Genomic DNA, 15,065 nt, shown 5'->3' on the forward strand with positions numbered 1-15,065 from the left:
AGTTCAAGCGGCCAACTTCACTCGCCGTATCCCACCACGCCCTTGACCTCCAGAAACGATTCGATGCCCCATTCGCCGTACTCGCGGCCGTTGCCCGACTGCTTGTATCCGCCGAACGGCGCACCGGCGTCCCAATCCGGATAGTTCAGATACACGCTGCCCGCGCGCAGCCGAAACGCGACGCGACGCCCGCGCTCCACATCCGCCGACTGCACGTACGCGGCCAGCCCGTACGGGCTGTCGTTCGCAATCGCGATCGCGTCTTCGTCATCGCGATAAGGAATGATCGTCAGCACCGGGCCGAAGATCTCCTCGCGGGCGATCCGCATGTCGGGCGTCACATCGGCGAACACGGTCGGCTTGACGTAGTAGCCGCGCTCAAGCCCGTCCGGCCGCCCCACGCCGCCCGCGACGAGCGTCGCCCCTTCGGCGATGCCCGCGTCGATCAGCGCCTGCACCCGCCCGAACTGCACCTCGCTGACGACCGGCCCCAGCGTCGTGTCCGGCGCATCCGCCGGACCGACCTTGTGCGCGAGCGCCGCGCGACGCGCAATCTCGACCGCCTGCGCGTGACGCGCGGCGGGCACCAGCATGCGCGTCGGCGCATTGCACGACTGGCCGCTGTTGCCGAAACAGGCGTTCACGCCCTTCGTCACCGCGACCTCGAAATCGACATCGTCGAGCAGCAGGTTCGCCGACTTGCCGCCCAGTTCCTGATGCACGCGCTTGACCGTGGGCGCCGCGAGTTGCGCGATCTGGATACCCGCGCGCGTCGAGCCCGTGAACGAGACCATGTCGATATCCGGATGCGCCGCCAGCGGCGCGCCGACCGACGGCCCGTCGCCCTGCACGAGATTGAACACGCCGGGCGGCACGCCGGCCGCATCGAGCACTTCGGCGAACAGCACCGCGTTCAGCGGCGAGACCTCGCTTGGCTTCAGCACCATCGTGCAACCGGCGACCAGCGCGGGCGCGACCTTGCAGACGATCTGGTTGATCGGCCAGTTCCAGGGCGTAATCAGCGCGACGACGCCGACCGGTTCGTAACGCACGCGCGTGGTGCCTTTGTCGCGCTCCCAGACGAAGCTCGCGCAGGTCTTCAGCAGTTCTTCCAGATGACGGCGGCCGATCCCGGCCTGCCATTCGTACGCGAGCGCGCGTGGCGCGCCGATCTCGCGCGAGATTGCCGCGGCGATCTCGTCGTAGCGCGCAAGGTACATCTCAAGAATGCGGCGCACGAGCGCGACGCGCTCGTCCGGCGTGGTCTGCGAGAACGATTCGAAGGCGCGCTTCGCCGCGGCCACCGCGCGATCGACGTCGCGCGTATCGCCCGTCGCGATCTCGGCGAACGGCAGTTCGGTGCACGGATCGACGACCGGCAGGCGGGCGTTGCCGGCAGGCGCAACCCACGCGCCGTCGATGTAGAACTTCAGGGCATTGTCTGTCATGTCGGTTTCCGGTCGCGGAAAGTGGTTCAAACCCGGTCGGTTTCAGGCCCGCGCCGGCTGCAGTTGGCGCTGACCGCTGCGCCGGCTGACGACCACGAGCAGCACGAGCGCGAGCGTCAGCGCGGTCAGCATTGTGCTGATCGCGGCGATGGTCGGATCGATTTCGTCGCGCAGCGTGACGAACATCCGGCGCGTGAGCGTCTGGTTGTCGCCGCCCGACACGAACAGCGCGACGACCGTTTCGTCGAGCGCCTGAATGAACACGAACACCGCGCCGGAGATCACGCTCGAACGGATCTGCGGCAGCGTGACGGTCAGAAAGCTGCGCAGCCGGTTCATGCCGAGGCTGCGCGCCGCCATTTCCTGCGCGTGATCGAACGAGCGCAGATCGGCGCCGACCGAAATCAGCACGTAGGGCAGCCCGAGCATCGAATCGGCGACGATCAGACCGCCGAGCGTGTTCACGTAGCCGAACTTCGAATAGACGAAGAACACGCCCACCGCGACGATGATGATCGGCACGATCATCGGCAGCATCAGCACGGTCTTCAGCGGGCGGATCAGCGGATGCTCGCCGTGCTCGATCGCGTACGCCGCCGCCACGCCGACCGGCGTCGCGATGCACGCGGCGGCGAGCGAAGCGATCAGCGTCACGCGGGCGGCCGACAGCCATTCAGGATTGCCGAAGAACGACGCATACCAGCGCAGCGACAACGCGGGCGGCGGGAACGTCATGAAGCGCGTGTCGGAGAACGAGATCGGCACGACGATCAGCACCGGAATCATCAGGAACGCGAGGATCAACACCACCAGCACGATCAGCGCGCCGCGCACGAACGGGTTCGGTCTCATTTCGCCCCCAGGGTCTTGTCGAGCGGAATCACGCGGCTCGCGAGGTAGAAGATCGCGAACACGCACAGCAGCAACACGACGCACACGGAACTCGCCGCGCCCCAGCTGTTATAGATTTCGACGTTGCGGCTCACCACCATCGACACCATGATCGATTTGCCGCCGCCCATCAGCTCGGGCGTGATGTAGAAGCCGAGGCACAGCACGAAAACAAGCGTCACGCCCGCGACCACGCCGCCGAGCGAGAGCGGCAGGAACACGCGCAGGAACGCGTGCAGCGGCGTCGCGCCGAGACTCGCGGCCGCCTGCGAGAGATTGGTCGGGATCTTCTGCATCGCCGAATACAGCGGCAGCACCATGAACGGCAGCAGGATATGAACCATCGCGACGATGGTCCCGAACTCGTTGTAGGCGAGCTGAACGGGGCGATCGACGAGGCCGGAGGCCAGCAGCAGCTTGTTGACGACGCCGGTGCGCTGCAACAGCACGAGCCACGCGTAAGTCCGCACCAGCACGCTGGTCCAGAACGGCAGGATCACCATGCCGAGAATCAGCGCGGCGAAGCGCGGCCGCACCGACGCGGCGAGATAAGCGACCGGATAGCCGAGCACCAGCGTCGCGGCCGTCACGATCAGGCTCAGCTTGAACGTGAGCAGGAAAGTGTCGAGATAGGTGCCGCTGAACACGCGATAGTAGTTCGCGAGCGTGAAGCCGCCGTCCTGGCGGACCGACTGCCACGACAGCCACGCGAGCGGCACGACGAGCAGGATCACGACGACGGCCAGCGCCGGCGTCATCAGCAGAAGCATCGTGCGGTTTTCTCGGCGCTGATGGTGCCGCGCCGCGTCGGTCTCGTCGTGTTGCATCGGTGCGGATCCGGAGTCTGAAACAAACGCTCTGGCAGTCGTCATCATGCCCCCATGGCATCGAGGAACTGGTACCACGCGGCCACGAGTCTGACACCTGGCGCACGCAGTGCGTGAAACGGTACAGGACGCAATCCGTTCTGTGCGAGCAGCGCAAGATCGGGCGTGTCGCCGAGTGCGAGCGCGGCCGCGTGCTGGCCGATCAGGCTCGCCATCGCCACGCCCGCGCCGTTATAACCGACGCAGAACACCGTCGCGTCGTCCGCGCGGCCGACATGCGGCAGCGCATTGAAGGTCATCCCGACATAACCGGACCAGCGGAACTCCACGCGAATATCGGCGAGATCCGGAAACAGTCCGACCATCGCGCGCCGCAGCGCCTCGAAGCCGGTGTCCTGGCCTTCCTTGCCGAACGCGTCGCGGCCGCCGAACAGCATGCGACCGTCCGCGCGCCGGAACCACTTCATCATGCGGCGCGTTTCGGTATAGCTGCGCCGCTGCGTCATCAGCTTCGCGTCGAGCGCGGCGGGCAGACGTTCGGTCGCGATCATCGCGCTGCGAAACGGCACCAGCTCGCGACGCATGGCGTCGGTCGCGGGCGTGAGGTCCGAATAGGCGTTGGTCGCGACGATCACCTGCCGCGCGCGCACCGTCGCGCCCGCCGTGCGCAGCGTGACGCCCGTGACGCCGGGCGCGCGGTCGATCGCGAGCACGGGCGTCGAGGTGTGGATCGGCACGCCGCGCGCCGCGAGCGAGCGCGCGATGCCCAGCACGTATTCGAGCGGCAGGATCGTGCCCGCATCGGCGCTGAGCACGCCACCGACAAAACCGGTCGAGCCGGTTTCGGCGCGCACTGCCTCACGCGACAGCACGGTCATCGAGCGGTCGCCGAGCGATGCGCGCACCCACTCGGCTTCCGCGACGATCGACGCGAGCGCGCGCTCGGTATGGGCGCAGCGCAGGCTGCCGGTGCGTTCGAACCGCGCGCGCCCGATGCCGCATTCCTCGACCAGCGCCTCGACGGTGCGCACGCCGTCGTGCGCGAGACGATGCATGCGCTTCGCAACGTCGAGTCCGTGTGCACTGGCGATCGCCGAAAACGACGGGCGAAACTTGGACGACACGACGCCGCCGTTGCGCCCGCTCGCGCCCCACCCGACCGGATTCGCGTCGAGCACCGCGCACGACACGCCGCGCTGATGGAGCGCATGGGCGGCGCACAGGCCGGAATAACCGGCGCCGATCACGGCAACATCGACCTGCAGATCGCGCGTGAGCGGCCCCGCGCCGACCGGCGCGTCGAACGAACCGGCCTCGCCGGCCAGATGACGCCAGAGCGAATCCGGCTGCGGCGAGGTCGAAACGGGCGGCGCGAGCATCGTCAGGCCGCGCAGAGTTCGGCTTCGACGGCGTCGGCGAGCGCCGCGAGCGTCGGGAAGCAGAACGTCGGCGTCGTCACTTTTTCCGGCTCCGGCGTGCCGCCGAAACCGGCCTGGCCGCGTCGGCGCTCGATCCAGCAGGTCGAATAACCCAGTTCGGTCGCGATGCCGATGTCGTGATACTGGCTCTGCGCCGTGTGCAGGATTTCGCCGAACTTGTAACCGAACGCCGCCTGGCGGCCGCGGTTATAGGCAAAAAATTGCGGATCGGGTTTGGCCACGCCGGTTTCGTCGCAGCAGACGGTGTCGTCGAACGGATCGCCGAGCGTGTGCGCATACGCGGAGAGCGCGACGCGGTCGGCGTTCGTCATCGCGACGAGGCGGAAGTGTTTGCGCAGCCGCTTCAGCGCCTCGACCGAATCCTCGAACGCCGGCCAGTCGAGCACGTCGCGCTGGAACGCGGCGGCCGTCGTCGCATCGCCCGGCAGATCCAGTTCGGCGGCCAGCGACAGCCACACGTTGGCCATTTCGTGGCTCGACCGGCCGTAGAACTTCGCCCGGCCGCGCAGATACGGCGCGAAAATCTGGTCATCGGTCAGATCCTTCGCGGCCGGACCGCCTAGGCGGCGAACCGAAGTCAGCACGCCTTGTTCGAAGTTGATCAGCGTGCCGACGACGTCGAACGTCAGCACCTTGAAATCGGTGAGCTTCATGAATGGATCCTTGATTGCGTTGCGGTTGGCTGGAAAGACGGCATGCGCGGCGATCGCGCCGCACGGTCACGCCGGTACGACGATCGTGTCGCGTGGACTGAGGGCGACGGAAACGGGAGAGCCGGGCGCAGGAATCCGATGCCGCGCATCGTGATTGCCCGGCTGGCGCAGGCTGAGCGACGTGCCGTCCGCGAGCTTCGCGAACACGCGCAGACTCTCGCCCTGATACAGCACTTCGGTCACGCGCGCCGAGAGGCGGTTGGCGTCGGGCGCGGCGTCGCCGCTGTCGATCACGAGCTTCTCGGTCTGCACCGCGAGCAGCAGTTTGTCGGCGTCCGGCAGCGGTTCGGCGGCGCGCAGCACCGCGTCGCCGAGGCGCACCGCGTCGTCGCCCGCGCGCGTGACGGGCAGCAAGGTCGCCTCGCCGATAAAGCTCGCCACGAACGCATTGCAGGGCCGGTCATAGAGACGTTCCGGCGTGTCGATCTGCACCAGCTTGCCATTCTTCAGGACAGCGACACGATCGCTCATCGTCAGCGCCTCGCGCTGGTCGTGCGTCACATAGACGATCGTCGCGCCAAGCCGGCGATGCAGCGCGCGCAGCTCGATCTGCATCGTCTCGCGCAATTGCTTGTCGAGCGCGGACAGCGGTTCGTCCATCAGGATCAGTTGCGGTTCGAACACCATCGCGCGCGCCAGCGCGACGCGCTGGCGCTGGCCGCCCGAGAGTTCGCTGATGCGCCGGCCCTCGTAGCCGCGCAATTCGACCATCGCCAGCGCGTCGGCGACCTTGCGGGCCCAGCCCGCTTTCGGCTCGCGGCGCGCGCGCAGCGGAAAGGCGACGTTCTCGCCCACCGTCATGTGCGGAAACAACGCGTAGTTCTGGAACACGATGCCGATGTCGCGCTTGTGCGGCGGCGCGAATGTAATGTCGCGCTCGCCGACCCAGACGCTGCCGCTGGACGGCTGCACGAAACCGCCGAGAATCCCGAGCAAGGTGGTCTTGCCCGAGCCGGACGGCCCGAGCAGCGAGACGAATTCCCCCTGAGCGACGTCGAGCGACACATCGTCGAGCGCGACGACATGGCCATAACGTTTGACCGCCGATCGAATCGATACGCCTGCCTTTACTCGTGCGTCCATCGTCGTGCTCCCGCCTTTCAGTCAGTGTTCAACCAAGAATAGGCGGCGATTTTTTTGGCGGCAATTCCCGAATTGTTGGATCAGGCATAACATCAGGTCATGCCAAACCTTCGCCGAAAACTGCCGAGCGCCAACGCGCTGTTCGTCTTCGAGGCGGCGGCGCGTTGCGGGAACTTCACGCGCGCCGCCCAGGAGCTCTATGTCAGCCAGCCCGCCGTGAGCCGCATGCTGGCGCGCATGGAGGATCACATCGGCGTGCGGCTGTTCGAGCGCGTCCATGGCGGCATCGAGCTGACCGAGAACGGCCGCATTCTGTACCGCAAGATTTCCGAGGGACTGAACGGCATCGAGGAAGCGATTCTCGATATCGAGGCCCGCGCGACGGGCGTCGAGCCGGTCACGCTGTCGGTGTCGACCGCCTTCACCACGCACTGGCTGATGCCGCGCATGAGCCGCCTGAACGAGGCGTTTCCTTCCGTGGATCTGCGCTTTCAGCTGATCTCGGGCCGGATCGGCGGCCCGCTCGGCGACGTCGATCTTGGCATGCGTTTTCTGCACGAAGCGGAAATGGGGGAAAACAGCATCAGGGTTATGCCTGAGGTGCTGCTGCCCGTCTGCAATCCGCACTATCAGGAACTCGCGCGCGGCGTCGACTGGCTGGCGCACGGCGACACCGTGATCGTCATGGACGACGAGGAACGCGGCTGGCACGCGCGCTTCGCAGCGTTCGCGAACGAGACGCGGCGCGCGGCAAGCGTATTGAGCTTCAACGATTACGCCATCGTCGTGCAGGCCGCGCTGCTCGGTCAGGGCCTCGCGCTCGGCTGGGTCAACGTCGTGATGCACTGGCTCGCGCAACGCGCGCTGGTGCCCGCCGTGGACGAACTGCAGGTGACGAACCGGCTGTGCTGCCTGTCGTGGGCGCCGGGACGACCGCTTCGGCCCATCGTCGCGGAAGTGCGCGACTGGCTGCTGGCCGAGATGCGCGCCGACCTCGCCGCGGTCGACAGCGCGTATCCGTCGCTCGGGCTCGCCGCGGCGCTTTCTTGTACGACGTGATGCCCCGCCTGCCCCCCGCATTTTCTACGGAGCCGCCCTCCGTCATCGCGATTTGATACTGCCTGACGCGGGCAAATGAGTTTTTTCGGTGGCACGAGCAATCGTAAGCTCTCCACCATGAAATTCATGTCCGACCTTGCTCAGGCAGCGAGCGCCGCCAACGCTGCAGCCATGAACGCATCTTGCGTCCGCACCGGCGGCACGCGCGCGCTGAACGGCTTGCGCACGCGTGCGGGCGTCGAACTCGCGATTGCGCAGATTCACGCCAGCCCCGCCAGCGATCTGAGCGTCGCGGCGCTGGCCGCACGCGCCTGTCTCAGCATGTGGCGCTTCACCGTCATCTTCAAAGGACTGACCGGCGAATCGCCGCATCGCTATGTGACGCGCGTTCGGGTCGGGCATGCGCAGCACCTGCTGCGCCAGGGCGTCACGCCCGTGGACGCCGCGCAGGCGTCGGGCTTCTACGACCAGAGTCATCTGTCGCGCAGCATGAAAGCGAGCTGCGGGATGAGCCCCAAACAGTTTCAGCAACATCACACCGGCGACACGTCGGCTCTCTTCTCCTCCCTTTCATCCGCGAGCTATACATGAGTCTGAAACGCTTCAAAGTCTTGACGTTCGACGTCGTCGGTACCCTCATCGATTTCGAGCGCGGCATGCTGAACTACCTGCATCAGGTGGCCGGCGACGCCAAAGTCTCGGACGAAGATTTCCTCGCCGCCTATCGCCAGGCGCGCAAGCGCGCGGGCACGATCTGGTATCCCGACGATCTCGAACTGTGCTGGAAGCTGATCGCGCCGCGCCTCGGCCTGCCCGAGAGCGACGAGGTCGCAAAAGGCTTTCGCGATTCGGTCTCGGAATGGCCCGCATTTCCGGACTCCGTTGAAGCACTGAAGCGCCTCGCCCAGCACTTCAAGCTGGTGACGATGACGAACGCGCAAACGTGGGCGCTCGCGCATTTCTCGAAGACGCTCGGCGAGCCGTTCTCGATGCTGCTCGCCTGCGACGACGCGCTGTGCGAGAAGCCGGACGCGCGCTATTTCGCGTACGCGCGCGGCCGCTACGAACAGGCCTGGGGCTTCCGCCAGGAAGACAATCTGCACGTGGCGCAGAGCCAGTATCACGACATCGGCATCGCCCGCGAACTGGGCATCACGAGCTGCTGGATCGAGCGCCGTCATGGCATGCCCAGCTCGGGCGGCACGATCGAGTCCGCTCACACGGTCCCCGACTACCACTTCCACACGCTCGCGCAACTCGCCGATGCCGTGGAAGCCGGCCAATAAGCGGACGCGCGATCACCTCATGCCGATCACCATTCTTTCGCAAAGCGCGCAATGCCAGGATCTCACGCCTGCGGGCGCGGTGGGCGCGCCGCTCACCGAACCGGCCTGCATGACGCAGACGCTCGAAGTGCCGCTCGAAGGATCGGGCGACAATCGCTCGGGACTGTGGGAGGTGTCAGTGGGACGCTTCTCGCGTCATCTGGCCAATGCCGAGGTCATGCACATTCTCGCGGGCGAATGCACATTCACGCCGACCGGCGGCGAAGCGCGCGCGATCAAGGCGGGCGACACGCTGTTTTTCCCGGCGAACACCACCGGCGTCTGGGATATCAAGACCCCGCTGCGCAAGGTCTATGTCGTCATGGCCGATAACTAATATTAATTAATATTGATTCGGACTTCGTAGCATTTGAATGACGATGCGCTCTCATCCCGAGAGCGCATTGCATGCTACGGCATGCTCAGACTTTGCCGCCGAAGACTTTCTCGATCGGATAATGCGTCTTGATGAAAGGCGATTTGATCACGATATAGCTGAAGTATTTCTCGATGCCGACGTTGCGCTCCAGCAGCCCTTCCATGACTTCCTGATAGTGATTGACGCCGCGCGCCACGACCTTGAGCAGATAATCGTAGCCGCCGCTCACCAGATGACATTCGATCACTTCGTCGAGTTCCTTGACGGCTTTTTCGAAGCGGATGAAATCCTCGCGATGATGGTCGGACAAGGTGACTTCCGTGAACACGGTCAGGATGTCACCGATCTTCTCCATGCAGATCTGCGCGCTGTATCCGCTGATAAAACCCGCCTGCTCCAGGCGCTTGACCCGGTTGAGGCACGGACTCGCCGACAACCCGACCGCTTCGGCCAGATCCACGTTGGTCATGCGCCCGTTATTCTGAAGCTGGCTCAGGATCCGCAAATCCAGTCGGTCCAGCTGCATATTTGTACTCATACCGCGGTTCCCTAATGTTCCGATACGGGTCGTCTAACCCAGAGCCTGAGCAGCAACGGCAAAGGTGTGCAGGTCGGCGGCGCCATGCGCGGCGTCGCCGAATGTCATTTTGGGGACACGATTCACGCAGGTCAACCCAAGGCTTTCGAACCACGCGCCGATCGGCACCGCGTAGTGTTCGACCGCGTCGAGGCGCACGAATTTGCCGGCGGCCTTGCCGCAGAGATGCGCGATCAGCGCTTGCGCCAGTTGCGGCTCCGACGCGACGACCGGACCGATGAGCAGGCCGCGCCCGAAGCGGCGCAGGAAGGCGAAACCCCGAATGCCTTCGTCCGACGATTCGCTGTCGAGCACGATGGCCTGGACATGCTGATCGAGCCACGCGGCGATCAGCCGTTCGCGCCGCATGCCGTTGGCGCGGGCGTCCAGTTCGCAGAGCGCGGCTTCATCCGCGTGGTTCGCCGGACGCAGACGCGTGCCCGCAGGAAGGGCGATTAACGGCGCCGAACGCGGACGGCCCTGATACTGGAGCACCGCGCCGCTTTCGCGAAAGCCGAGGCGCTCGACCGCGTGGCGCCAGTGTCCGAACGCATGCACCGTCACGCCGCGTGTGCCCGCGCGTTCGAGGAGATCGCGCAGCAAGACGGCTTCGGCCTCGCCCGCGCGATGCGCCGCGTCCGAAACCAGCAGACTGATCGAAGCCGCGTGCTCGTCCCACACGAAGATCTGCCCGAGCGACGCAATCTGCCCGTCGCACATCACCACGCGGCCGATTCCGAGCGCGCTCAACGACTGCCAGTCGCTCAGCCGATGCGGCCAGCCTGCTTCTTCCGAGAATTGCTGCGCGACGGGCAAATCCGCCTCGCACAGATCGCGCAACGAAAAGCGCGCGGCGTCTACCCGCTCATGTTGGTTCGAATCGTTCATGAAGGTCGAATGGTTGTATCTGCCCCATGATCACTCGCCGGAATTTGCACGCGATAGGAAAAACGCCACCTGTTTTTTTGCGTGAAAACGCCGTCCATTAGCACAAACCTCAATAGCAAACTCGCGCATTTTTTCGACTCGCTGCTGAATCGGCGGGCAGGCGCGACGTCATTTTCGCCGCACGGCAAACAATGCTGTCGAGCCCCCCATAAACCGCAGTTCCGCCTGTGCGAACCGGTCAATACGACGCGAAGCCTCTGTTTTGGCGTGATTCAATTTCAGCACTGTTCATCACCCGCGCGGTCACTGACCGCCCGACCCTGTCGCCACGCCGAGAACGCAAGCCGATCCGCGTGAACGATGCGTCGATTGAATCTGGATGACCCTGGAGATCGCATTAGTCGATGAAACTCGATTCGTATTGGAAGGAAGGTGTCGAACTGACGGAGCACACCGCGGCGCTGCCGTCGAGCGCGGACGTGGTCGTGATCGGCGCAGGATTCTGCGGACTCTCCGCCGCGCTGACGCTGGCCCGCGCCGGCGCGCGCGTGGTGGTGCTCGAAGCCAACGACACCGTGGTCGCTGAAGCGTCCGGCCGCAACGGCGGTCATGTGAACAACGGTCTCGCCGTCGATTACGCGGCGCTGGCCGCGAAGATCGGTGCGGACAAAGCGCGCGCGTTCTATCAGCTTTACGACGCCGCCGTCGATACCGTCGACAGCATCGTGCGCGAAGAAGCGATCGACTGCGATTTCATGCGTCACGGCAAGCTGAAACTGGCGTCGCGTCCGGGGCATTACGACACGCTCGCGCGCAGCTACGAACGGCTGATCGCCGATGGCGTGGACACCGACATCGAACTGCTCGACCGCGATACCGTGCGCGCCGAGGTGAACAGCGACAGCTACCACGGCGGTCTGCTCTATAAAAAGAGCGCCCAGATGCACATGGGTCGTTTCGGCAAGGGACTCGCCGATGCCGCGATCCGCGCGGGCGCGCAGATTCATACGCGCACGGCGGCGCTGCGTCTGGAGCGCATCGCGCAGACGGCGCACGGCTATCGCGTGCAGACCGCACGCGGCACCGTGAAAGCCGACAAGGTCTTGCTCGCGACAGGCGCGACGCGCCACGGCAACTACGGCAGCTTCGGCTGGATCCGCCGCCGCGTGGTGCCGATCGGCAGCTTCATCGTGGCGAGCGCGCCGCTCGGCGAAGCGCGCGCCAGCGCACTGCTGCGCGAGCGCCGTACCTATGTCACGACCTCGAATCTGCATCACTACTTCCGCGTGTCGCCCGATCACCGGCTGATCTTCGGCGGCCGCGCGCGTTTCGCGGTGTCCAATCCGCAGTCCGATGCCACCAGCGGCGAGATCCTGCGCGAAGGGCTGCTCGCCACCTTTCCGCAACTCGCGGACGTGCCGCTCACGCACTGCTGGGGTGGCATCGTCGATATGACGCAGGACCGGCTGCCCCACGCGGGCGAGCGCGACGGCCTGTTTTACGCACTGGGCTTCAGCGGCCACGGCACGCAGATGTCCACGCATACGGGCCGCTGCATCGCCCGCACGATGCTCGGCGAGCGCGCGGCCAATCCGTGGGCCGGGCGCGACTGGCCGGCGGTGCCGGGCCACTTCGGGCCGCCGTGGTTCCTGCCGTTGATCGGCCTCTACTACAAGATGAAAGACGCCATTGCCTGACGACCCGCGCAAGCGAATTCCGTTTTCAACCATGACTTTGCCTCCAGGAACGTGTAGCCATGTCTGAACGTAAAAAACTCGAAACTCTCGTTGGCGCACCGGAATCGGATCGTCTGATCGGCGCGCTCCAGCACGGCGCAACCCGCCGCGACGTGCTGCGCCTGCTCGCAGCGGGCGGCATGCAGCTCGCGATGGCCGGCACGCTCGCCGGCGTGGCAGGCGCCGCATACGCGCAAACGCCGCGCAAGGGCGGCAAGATTCGCGTCGCGGGCGACAACGGTTCGGCGAACGACACGCTGGACCCCGCCAAACAGTCGAACAAAACCGACTATTGCCGCGGCACGATGCTGTACAACAACCTCGTCGAACTCGACGGCACGCTCGCGCCGCGCCCCGCTCTGGCCGAGTCGTTCAAGACGACCGACGCGCGCGTGTGGGTCTTCACGTTGCGCAAGGGCGTGACGTTCCACGACGGCAAGGCGCTCGCGCCCGCCGACGTGGTCTACTCGATCATGCGCCACAAGGACCCGGCCGTCGCGTCGAAGGCCAAGACGCTCGCCGACCAGATCGACAGCGTGAAAGCAACCGGCCCGAACGAAGTCACGGTGACGCTCTCCGCGCCGAACGCCGATCTGCCGGTGATTCTCGGCACGTTCTACTTCCATATCGTCAAGGACGGCACGACCGACTTTACGAAAGGCATCGGCACCGGCCCGTTCAAGTTGCAGACCTTCCAGCCAGGCGTGCGCTCGATCGTCGTCCGGAATCCGAACTACTGGAAACCCGGCCTGCCGTATCTCGACGAAATCGAATTCGTCGGCATCGGCGACGAGAGCGCGCGTGTCAACGCACTGCTCTCGGGCGACATGGATCTGGTCGCGTCGATCAATCCGCGTTCGGTGGCGCGCGTCAAAGGCTCGTCGAATGCGAGCGTCTTCGTCACGCAGTCGGGTCAGTACACCGATCTGATCATGCATCGCGATACCGGCCCCGGCACCAATCCGAACTTCGTGCAGGCCATGAAACTGCTGCTCGACCGCAACCTGATGAAGCAGTCGATCGCGCTCGGCTATGCGGTGACCGGCAACGATCAGCCGATCGATCCGACCAACCGTTTCTACACGCCGGGCCTGCCGCAAACGCAGATGGATCTCGACAAGGCGAAGTTCTACCTCGCCAAGGCCAATCTCGGCAGCACGCCGATTCCCGTGGTCGCGTCGCCCGCCGCGATGTATTCGGTCGACATGGCGCTGATCCTGCAACAGACCGCGCGCAAGGTCGGCCTGAATCTCGACGTCAAGCGCATGCCCGCCGACGGCTTCTGGTCGAACTACTGGCTGAGCGCGCCGGTCGGTTTCGGTACGGTCAATCCGCGCCCGAACGCCGACACGCTCTTCACGCAGTTCTTCAAGTCGGATGCGCCGTGGAACGAGTCGCGCTGGAAAGATCCGAAGTTCGACCAGTTGCTGCTCTCGGCGCGCGCCGAGATGGACGTCGCGAAGCGCAAGCAGATTTACGCCGACATGCAGACGATGATCCGCAGCGACGCCGGCATCGGCATTCCGCTGTTCCTCGCCACCATCGACGGTCACAGCAACAAGCTGCAGGGCCTGTCGCCGATTCCGCTCGGCGGCATGATGGGTTACGCGTTCGGCGAGCACGTATGGCTGTCCGCCTGATCCGCAATCGAAGCACACTTCGCCGCCTATCGCAGGGACGGGCGGCGAGCGGTCCATTTGAGGGGTGTCCGATATGAACACTGTGATTGTTCGCCTGCTGGCGCGCCGCGTGAGCGCTGCCGTTCTGTCGCTACTCGCGATCTCCGCCATCGTGTTCGCGATTACCGCGGTGTTGCCCGGCGACGCCGCGCAATCGCAGCTCGGCCAGGACGCCACGCCCGAAGCCGTCGCGGCGCTGCGCGCGCAAATGGGCCTCGATGTGCCCGCGCCCGTGCGCTACTGGCACTGGCTGACCGGCATGCTCACGGGCCATGCTGGTGAATCGATGCTCACGCATCTGAGCGTGGCGAGCCTCGTCGGCGATCGCCTGTCGCATTCGCTGCTCCTCGCCGGCATCACGACGCTGGTGTCCGTGCCGATCGCGCTCGCGCTCGGCATTCTGTGCGCCGTGCTGCGCGGCCGCGCGTTCGATCGCACGGTCAGCGTCGGCGTGCTTGCAGTCGTCTCGGTGCCGGAGTTTCTGGTTGCGTCGCTCGCCGTGCTGCTTTTCGCGGTCAAGCTGCAATGGCTGCCGGCGCTCGCCTATCTCGACGATGGCGCGCCGTTCGGCCGCGTGCTGCGCGCGCTGGCGATGCCGGTGATGTGCCTGTGCTGCGTGATCGTCGCGCAGATGGTGCGCATGACGCGCGCCGCGCTGATCGATCAGTTGAAGGCGCCCTACATCGAGATGGTGCGGCTCAAAGGCGCCACGTCGTTCCGCATGGTGATGTTCCACGCGCTGCCCAATGCGATCGGACCGATCGCCAATGCCGTTGCGTTGAGCCTCTCGTACCTGCTCGGCGGCGTGATCATCATCGAGACCGTCTTCAACTATCCGGGCATTGCCAAGCTGATGGTCGACAGCGTCAGTCAGCGCGATATGCCGGTCGTGCAGGCCTGCGCGATGATTTTCTGCTTCGCTTACCTCGTCCTCGTCACGCTCGCCGACGTCTGCGGAATTCTGGGCAATCCGCGTCTGCGCCACCGCTAACGCGACCTCACCCTTTCGTTTGTGGAGCTC

General features: G+C 65.4%; 15 protein-coding genes. 7 read left to right on the plus strand and 8 right to left on the minus strand.

Features of this window, described 5'->3' with window-relative positions:
* Window positions 1-17: 17 nt before the first annotated feature.
* From SB764_RS08165 to SB764_RS08190, 6 genes are all read right to left on the minus strand, one after another.
* Window positions 18-1,448: an aldehyde dehydrogenase family protein gene (locus SB764_RS08165; RefSeq protein ID WP_410863176.1), complete on the minus strand. Its 1,431-nt coding sequence runs from the start codon at window positions 1,446-1,448 to the stop codon at window positions 18-20.
* A 42-nt stretch (window positions 1,449-1,490) separates the two neighbouring features.
* Window positions 1,491-2,300: an ABC transporter permease gene (locus SB764_RS08170; RefSeq protein WP_065065059.1), complete on the minus strand. Its 810-nt coding sequence runs from the start codon at window positions 2,298-2,300 to the stop codon at window positions 1,491-1,493.
* The gene (locus tag SB764_RS08175; RefSeq protein WP_260414837.1) at window positions 2,297-3,166 is read right to left on the minus strand and encodes an ABC transporter permease; all 870 of its coding nucleotides are present in this window, start codon (window positions 3,164-3,166) and stop codon (window positions 2,297-2,299) included. Before SB764_RS08175 ends, SB764_RS08170 begins: the two co-directional genes overlap by 4 nt.
* Before the next feature lie 44 nt (window positions 3,167-3,210).
* Window positions 3,211-4,545: an NAD(P)/FAD-dependent oxidoreductase gene (locus tag SB764_RS08180; RefSeq protein ID WP_183717553.1), complete on the minus strand. Its 1,335-nt coding sequence runs from the start codon at window positions 4,543-4,545 to the stop codon at window positions 3,211-3,213.
* 2 nt (window positions 4,546-4,547) lie between these two features.
* The gene (locus tag SB764_RS08185) at window positions 4,548-5,258 is read right to left on the minus strand and encodes an HAD-IA family hydrolase (RefSeq protein ID WP_065065062.1); all 711 of its coding nucleotides are present in this window, start codon (window positions 5,256-5,258) and stop codon (window positions 4,548-4,550) included.
* 66 nt (window positions 5,259-5,324) lie between these two features.
* Entirely contained in the window at window positions 5,325-6,401 is a 1,077-nt protein-coding gene (locus tag SB764_RS08190) for an ABC transporter ATP-binding protein (RefSeq protein ID WP_065065063.1), read from the minus strand.
* Between the two features lie 99 nt (window positions 6,402-6,500).
* Between SB764_RS08190 and SB764_RS08195 the strand changes: the two genes are divergently transcribed.
* The 4 genes from SB764_RS08195 to SB764_RS08210 all read left to right on the plus strand — a co-directional run bounded on the left by SB764_RS08195 (window position 6,501) and on the right by SB764_RS08210 (window position 9,122).
* Window positions 6,501-7,460, plus strand: coding sequence for a LysR family transcriptional regulator (locus tag SB764_RS08195; protein WP_074987629.1), 960 nt, complete (start codon window positions 6,501-6,503; stop codon window positions 7,458-7,460).
* A gap of 171 nt (window positions 7,461-7,631) precedes the next feature.
* Window positions 7,632-8,051, plus strand: a complete 420-nt coding sequence (locus tag SB764_RS08200; protein WP_074987630.1) for a helix-turn-helix domain-containing protein — start codon at window positions 7,632-7,634, stop codon at window positions 8,049-8,051.
* Window positions 8,048-8,746, plus strand: coding sequence for an HAD family hydrolase (locus SB764_RS08205; RefSeq protein ID WP_074987631.1), 699 nt, complete (start codon window positions 8,048-8,050; stop codon window positions 8,744-8,746). Before SB764_RS08200 ends, SB764_RS08205 begins: the two co-directional genes overlap by 4 nt.
* A gap of 19 nt (window positions 8,747-8,765) precedes the next feature.
* Window positions 8,766-9,122 carry a cupin domain-containing protein gene (locus tag SB764_RS08210; protein ID WP_110329899.1) on the plus strand — a complete coding sequence of 119 codons (357 nt, stop codon included), beginning with the start codon at window positions 8,766-8,768 and terminating at the stop codon, window positions 9,120-9,122.
* Window positions 9,123-9,207: 85 nt separating this feature from the next.
* Here the strand turns inward: SB764_RS08210 and SB764_RS08215 are convergent, their stop codons facing one another.
* Both SB764_RS08215 and SB764_RS08220 read right to left on the minus strand, forming a co-directional pair.
* The gene (locus tag SB764_RS08215; protein ID WP_065065067.1) at window positions 9,208-9,702 is read right to left on the minus strand and encodes an Lrp/AsnC family transcriptional regulator; all 495 of its coding nucleotides are present in this window, start codon (window positions 9,700-9,702) and stop codon (window positions 9,208-9,210) included.
* Window positions 9,703-9,735: 33 nt separating this feature from the next.
* Window positions 9,736-10,629, minus strand: a complete 894-nt coding sequence (locus SB764_RS08220; RefSeq protein WP_074987633.1) for a hypothetical protein — start codon at window positions 10,627-10,629, stop codon at window positions 9,736-9,738.
* A 404-nt stretch (window positions 10,630-11,033) separates the two neighbouring features.
* Between SB764_RS08220 and SB764_RS08225 the strand changes: the two genes are divergently transcribed.
* The 3 genes from SB764_RS08225 to SB764_RS08235 all read left to right on the plus strand — a co-directional run bounded on the left by SB764_RS08225 (window position 11,034) and on the right by SB764_RS08235 (window position 15,035).
* Entirely contained in the window at window positions 11,034-12,326 is a 1,293-nt protein-coding gene (locus SB764_RS08225) for an NAD(P)/FAD-dependent oxidoreductase (protein ID WP_110329879.1), read from the plus strand.
* Between the two features lie 59 nt (window positions 12,327-12,385).
* Window positions 12,386-14,005 carry an ABC transporter substrate-binding protein gene (locus SB764_RS08230; protein ID WP_110329878.1) on the plus strand — a complete coding sequence of 540 codons (1,620 nt, stop codon included), beginning with the start codon at window positions 12,386-12,388 and terminating at the stop codon, window positions 14,003-14,005.
* Window positions 14,006-14,078: 73 nt separating this feature from the next.
* Window positions 14,079-15,035 (plus strand): ABC transporter permease, encoded by a 957-nt coding sequence (locus tag SB764_RS08235; protein WP_074987636.1) that lies wholly within the window; start codon window positions 14,079-14,081, stop codon window positions 15,033-15,035.
* The last annotated feature ends 30 nt before the right edge of the window (window positions 15,036-15,065 follow it).

This window comes from Paraburkholderia sp. SIMBA_027 (assembly GCF_046535315.1).
GTDB lineage: Bacteria > Pseudomonadota > Gammaproteobacteria > Burkholderiales > Burkholderiaceae > Paraburkholderia > Paraburkholderia tropica.

Excerpts from the sequence above, each read along its gene's own strand:
- SB764_RS08235 (WP_074987636.1), top strand. The coding sequence starts at position 14,079 with ATGAACACTGTGATTGTTCGCCTGCTGGCGCGCCGCGTGAGCGCTGCC.
- SB764_RS08200 (WP_074987630.1), top strand. The coding sequence starts at position 7,632 with ATGAACGCATCTTGCGTCCGCACCGGCGGCACGCGCGCGCTGAACGGC.
- SB764_RS08210 (WP_110329899.1), top strand. The coding sequence starts at position 8,766 with ATGCCGATCACCATTCTTTCGCAAAGCGCGCAATGCCAGGATCTCACG.
- SB764_RS08215 (WP_065065067.1), bottom strand. The coding sequence starts at position 9,702 with ATGAGTACAAATATGCAGCTGGACCGACTGGATTTGCGGATCCTGAGC.
- SB764_RS08205 (WP_074987631.1), top strand. The coding sequence starts at position 8,048 with ATGAGTCTGAAACGCTTCAAAGTCTTGACGTTCGACGTCGTCGGTACC.
- SB764_RS08220 (WP_074987633.1), bottom strand. The coding sequence starts at position 10,629 with ATGAACGATTCGAACCAACATGAGCGGGTAGACGCCGCGCGCTTTTCG.
- SB764_RS08185 (WP_065065062.1), bottom strand. The coding sequence starts at position 5,258 with ATGAAGCTCACCGATTTCAAGGTGCTGACGTTCGACGTCGTCGGCACG.
- SB764_RS08190 (WP_065065063.1), bottom strand. The coding sequence starts at position 6,401 with ATGGACGCACGAGTAAAGGCAGGCGTATCGATTCGATCGGCGGTCAAA.
- SB764_RS08225 (WP_110329879.1), top strand. The coding sequence starts at position 11,034 with ATGAAACTCGATTCGTATTGGAAGGAAGGTGTCGAACTGACGGAGCAC.
- SB764_RS08170 (WP_065065059.1), bottom strand. The coding sequence starts at position 2,300 with ATGAGACCGAACCCGTTCGTGCGCGGCGCGCTGATCGTGCTGGTGGTG.
- SB764_RS08165 (WP_410863176.1), bottom strand. The coding sequence starts at position 1,448 with ATGACAGACAATGCCCTGAAGTTCTACATCGACGGCGCGTGGGTTGCG.
- SB764_RS08230 (WP_110329878.1), top strand. The coding sequence starts at position 12,386 with ATGTCTGAACGTAAAAAACTCGAAACTCTCGTTGGCGCACCGGAATCG.
- SB764_RS08180 (WP_183717553.1), bottom strand. The coding sequence starts at position 4,545 with ATGCTCGCGCCGCCCGTTTCGACCTCGCCGCAGCCGGATTCGCTCTGG.
- SB764_RS08175 (WP_260414837.1), bottom strand. The coding sequence starts at position 3,166 with ATGCAACACGACGAGACCGACGCGGCGCGGCACCATCAGCGCCGAGAA.
- SB764_RS08195 (WP_074987629.1), top strand. The coding sequence starts at position 6,501 with ATGCCAAACCTTCGCCGAAAACTGCCGAGCGCCAACGCGCTGTTCGTC.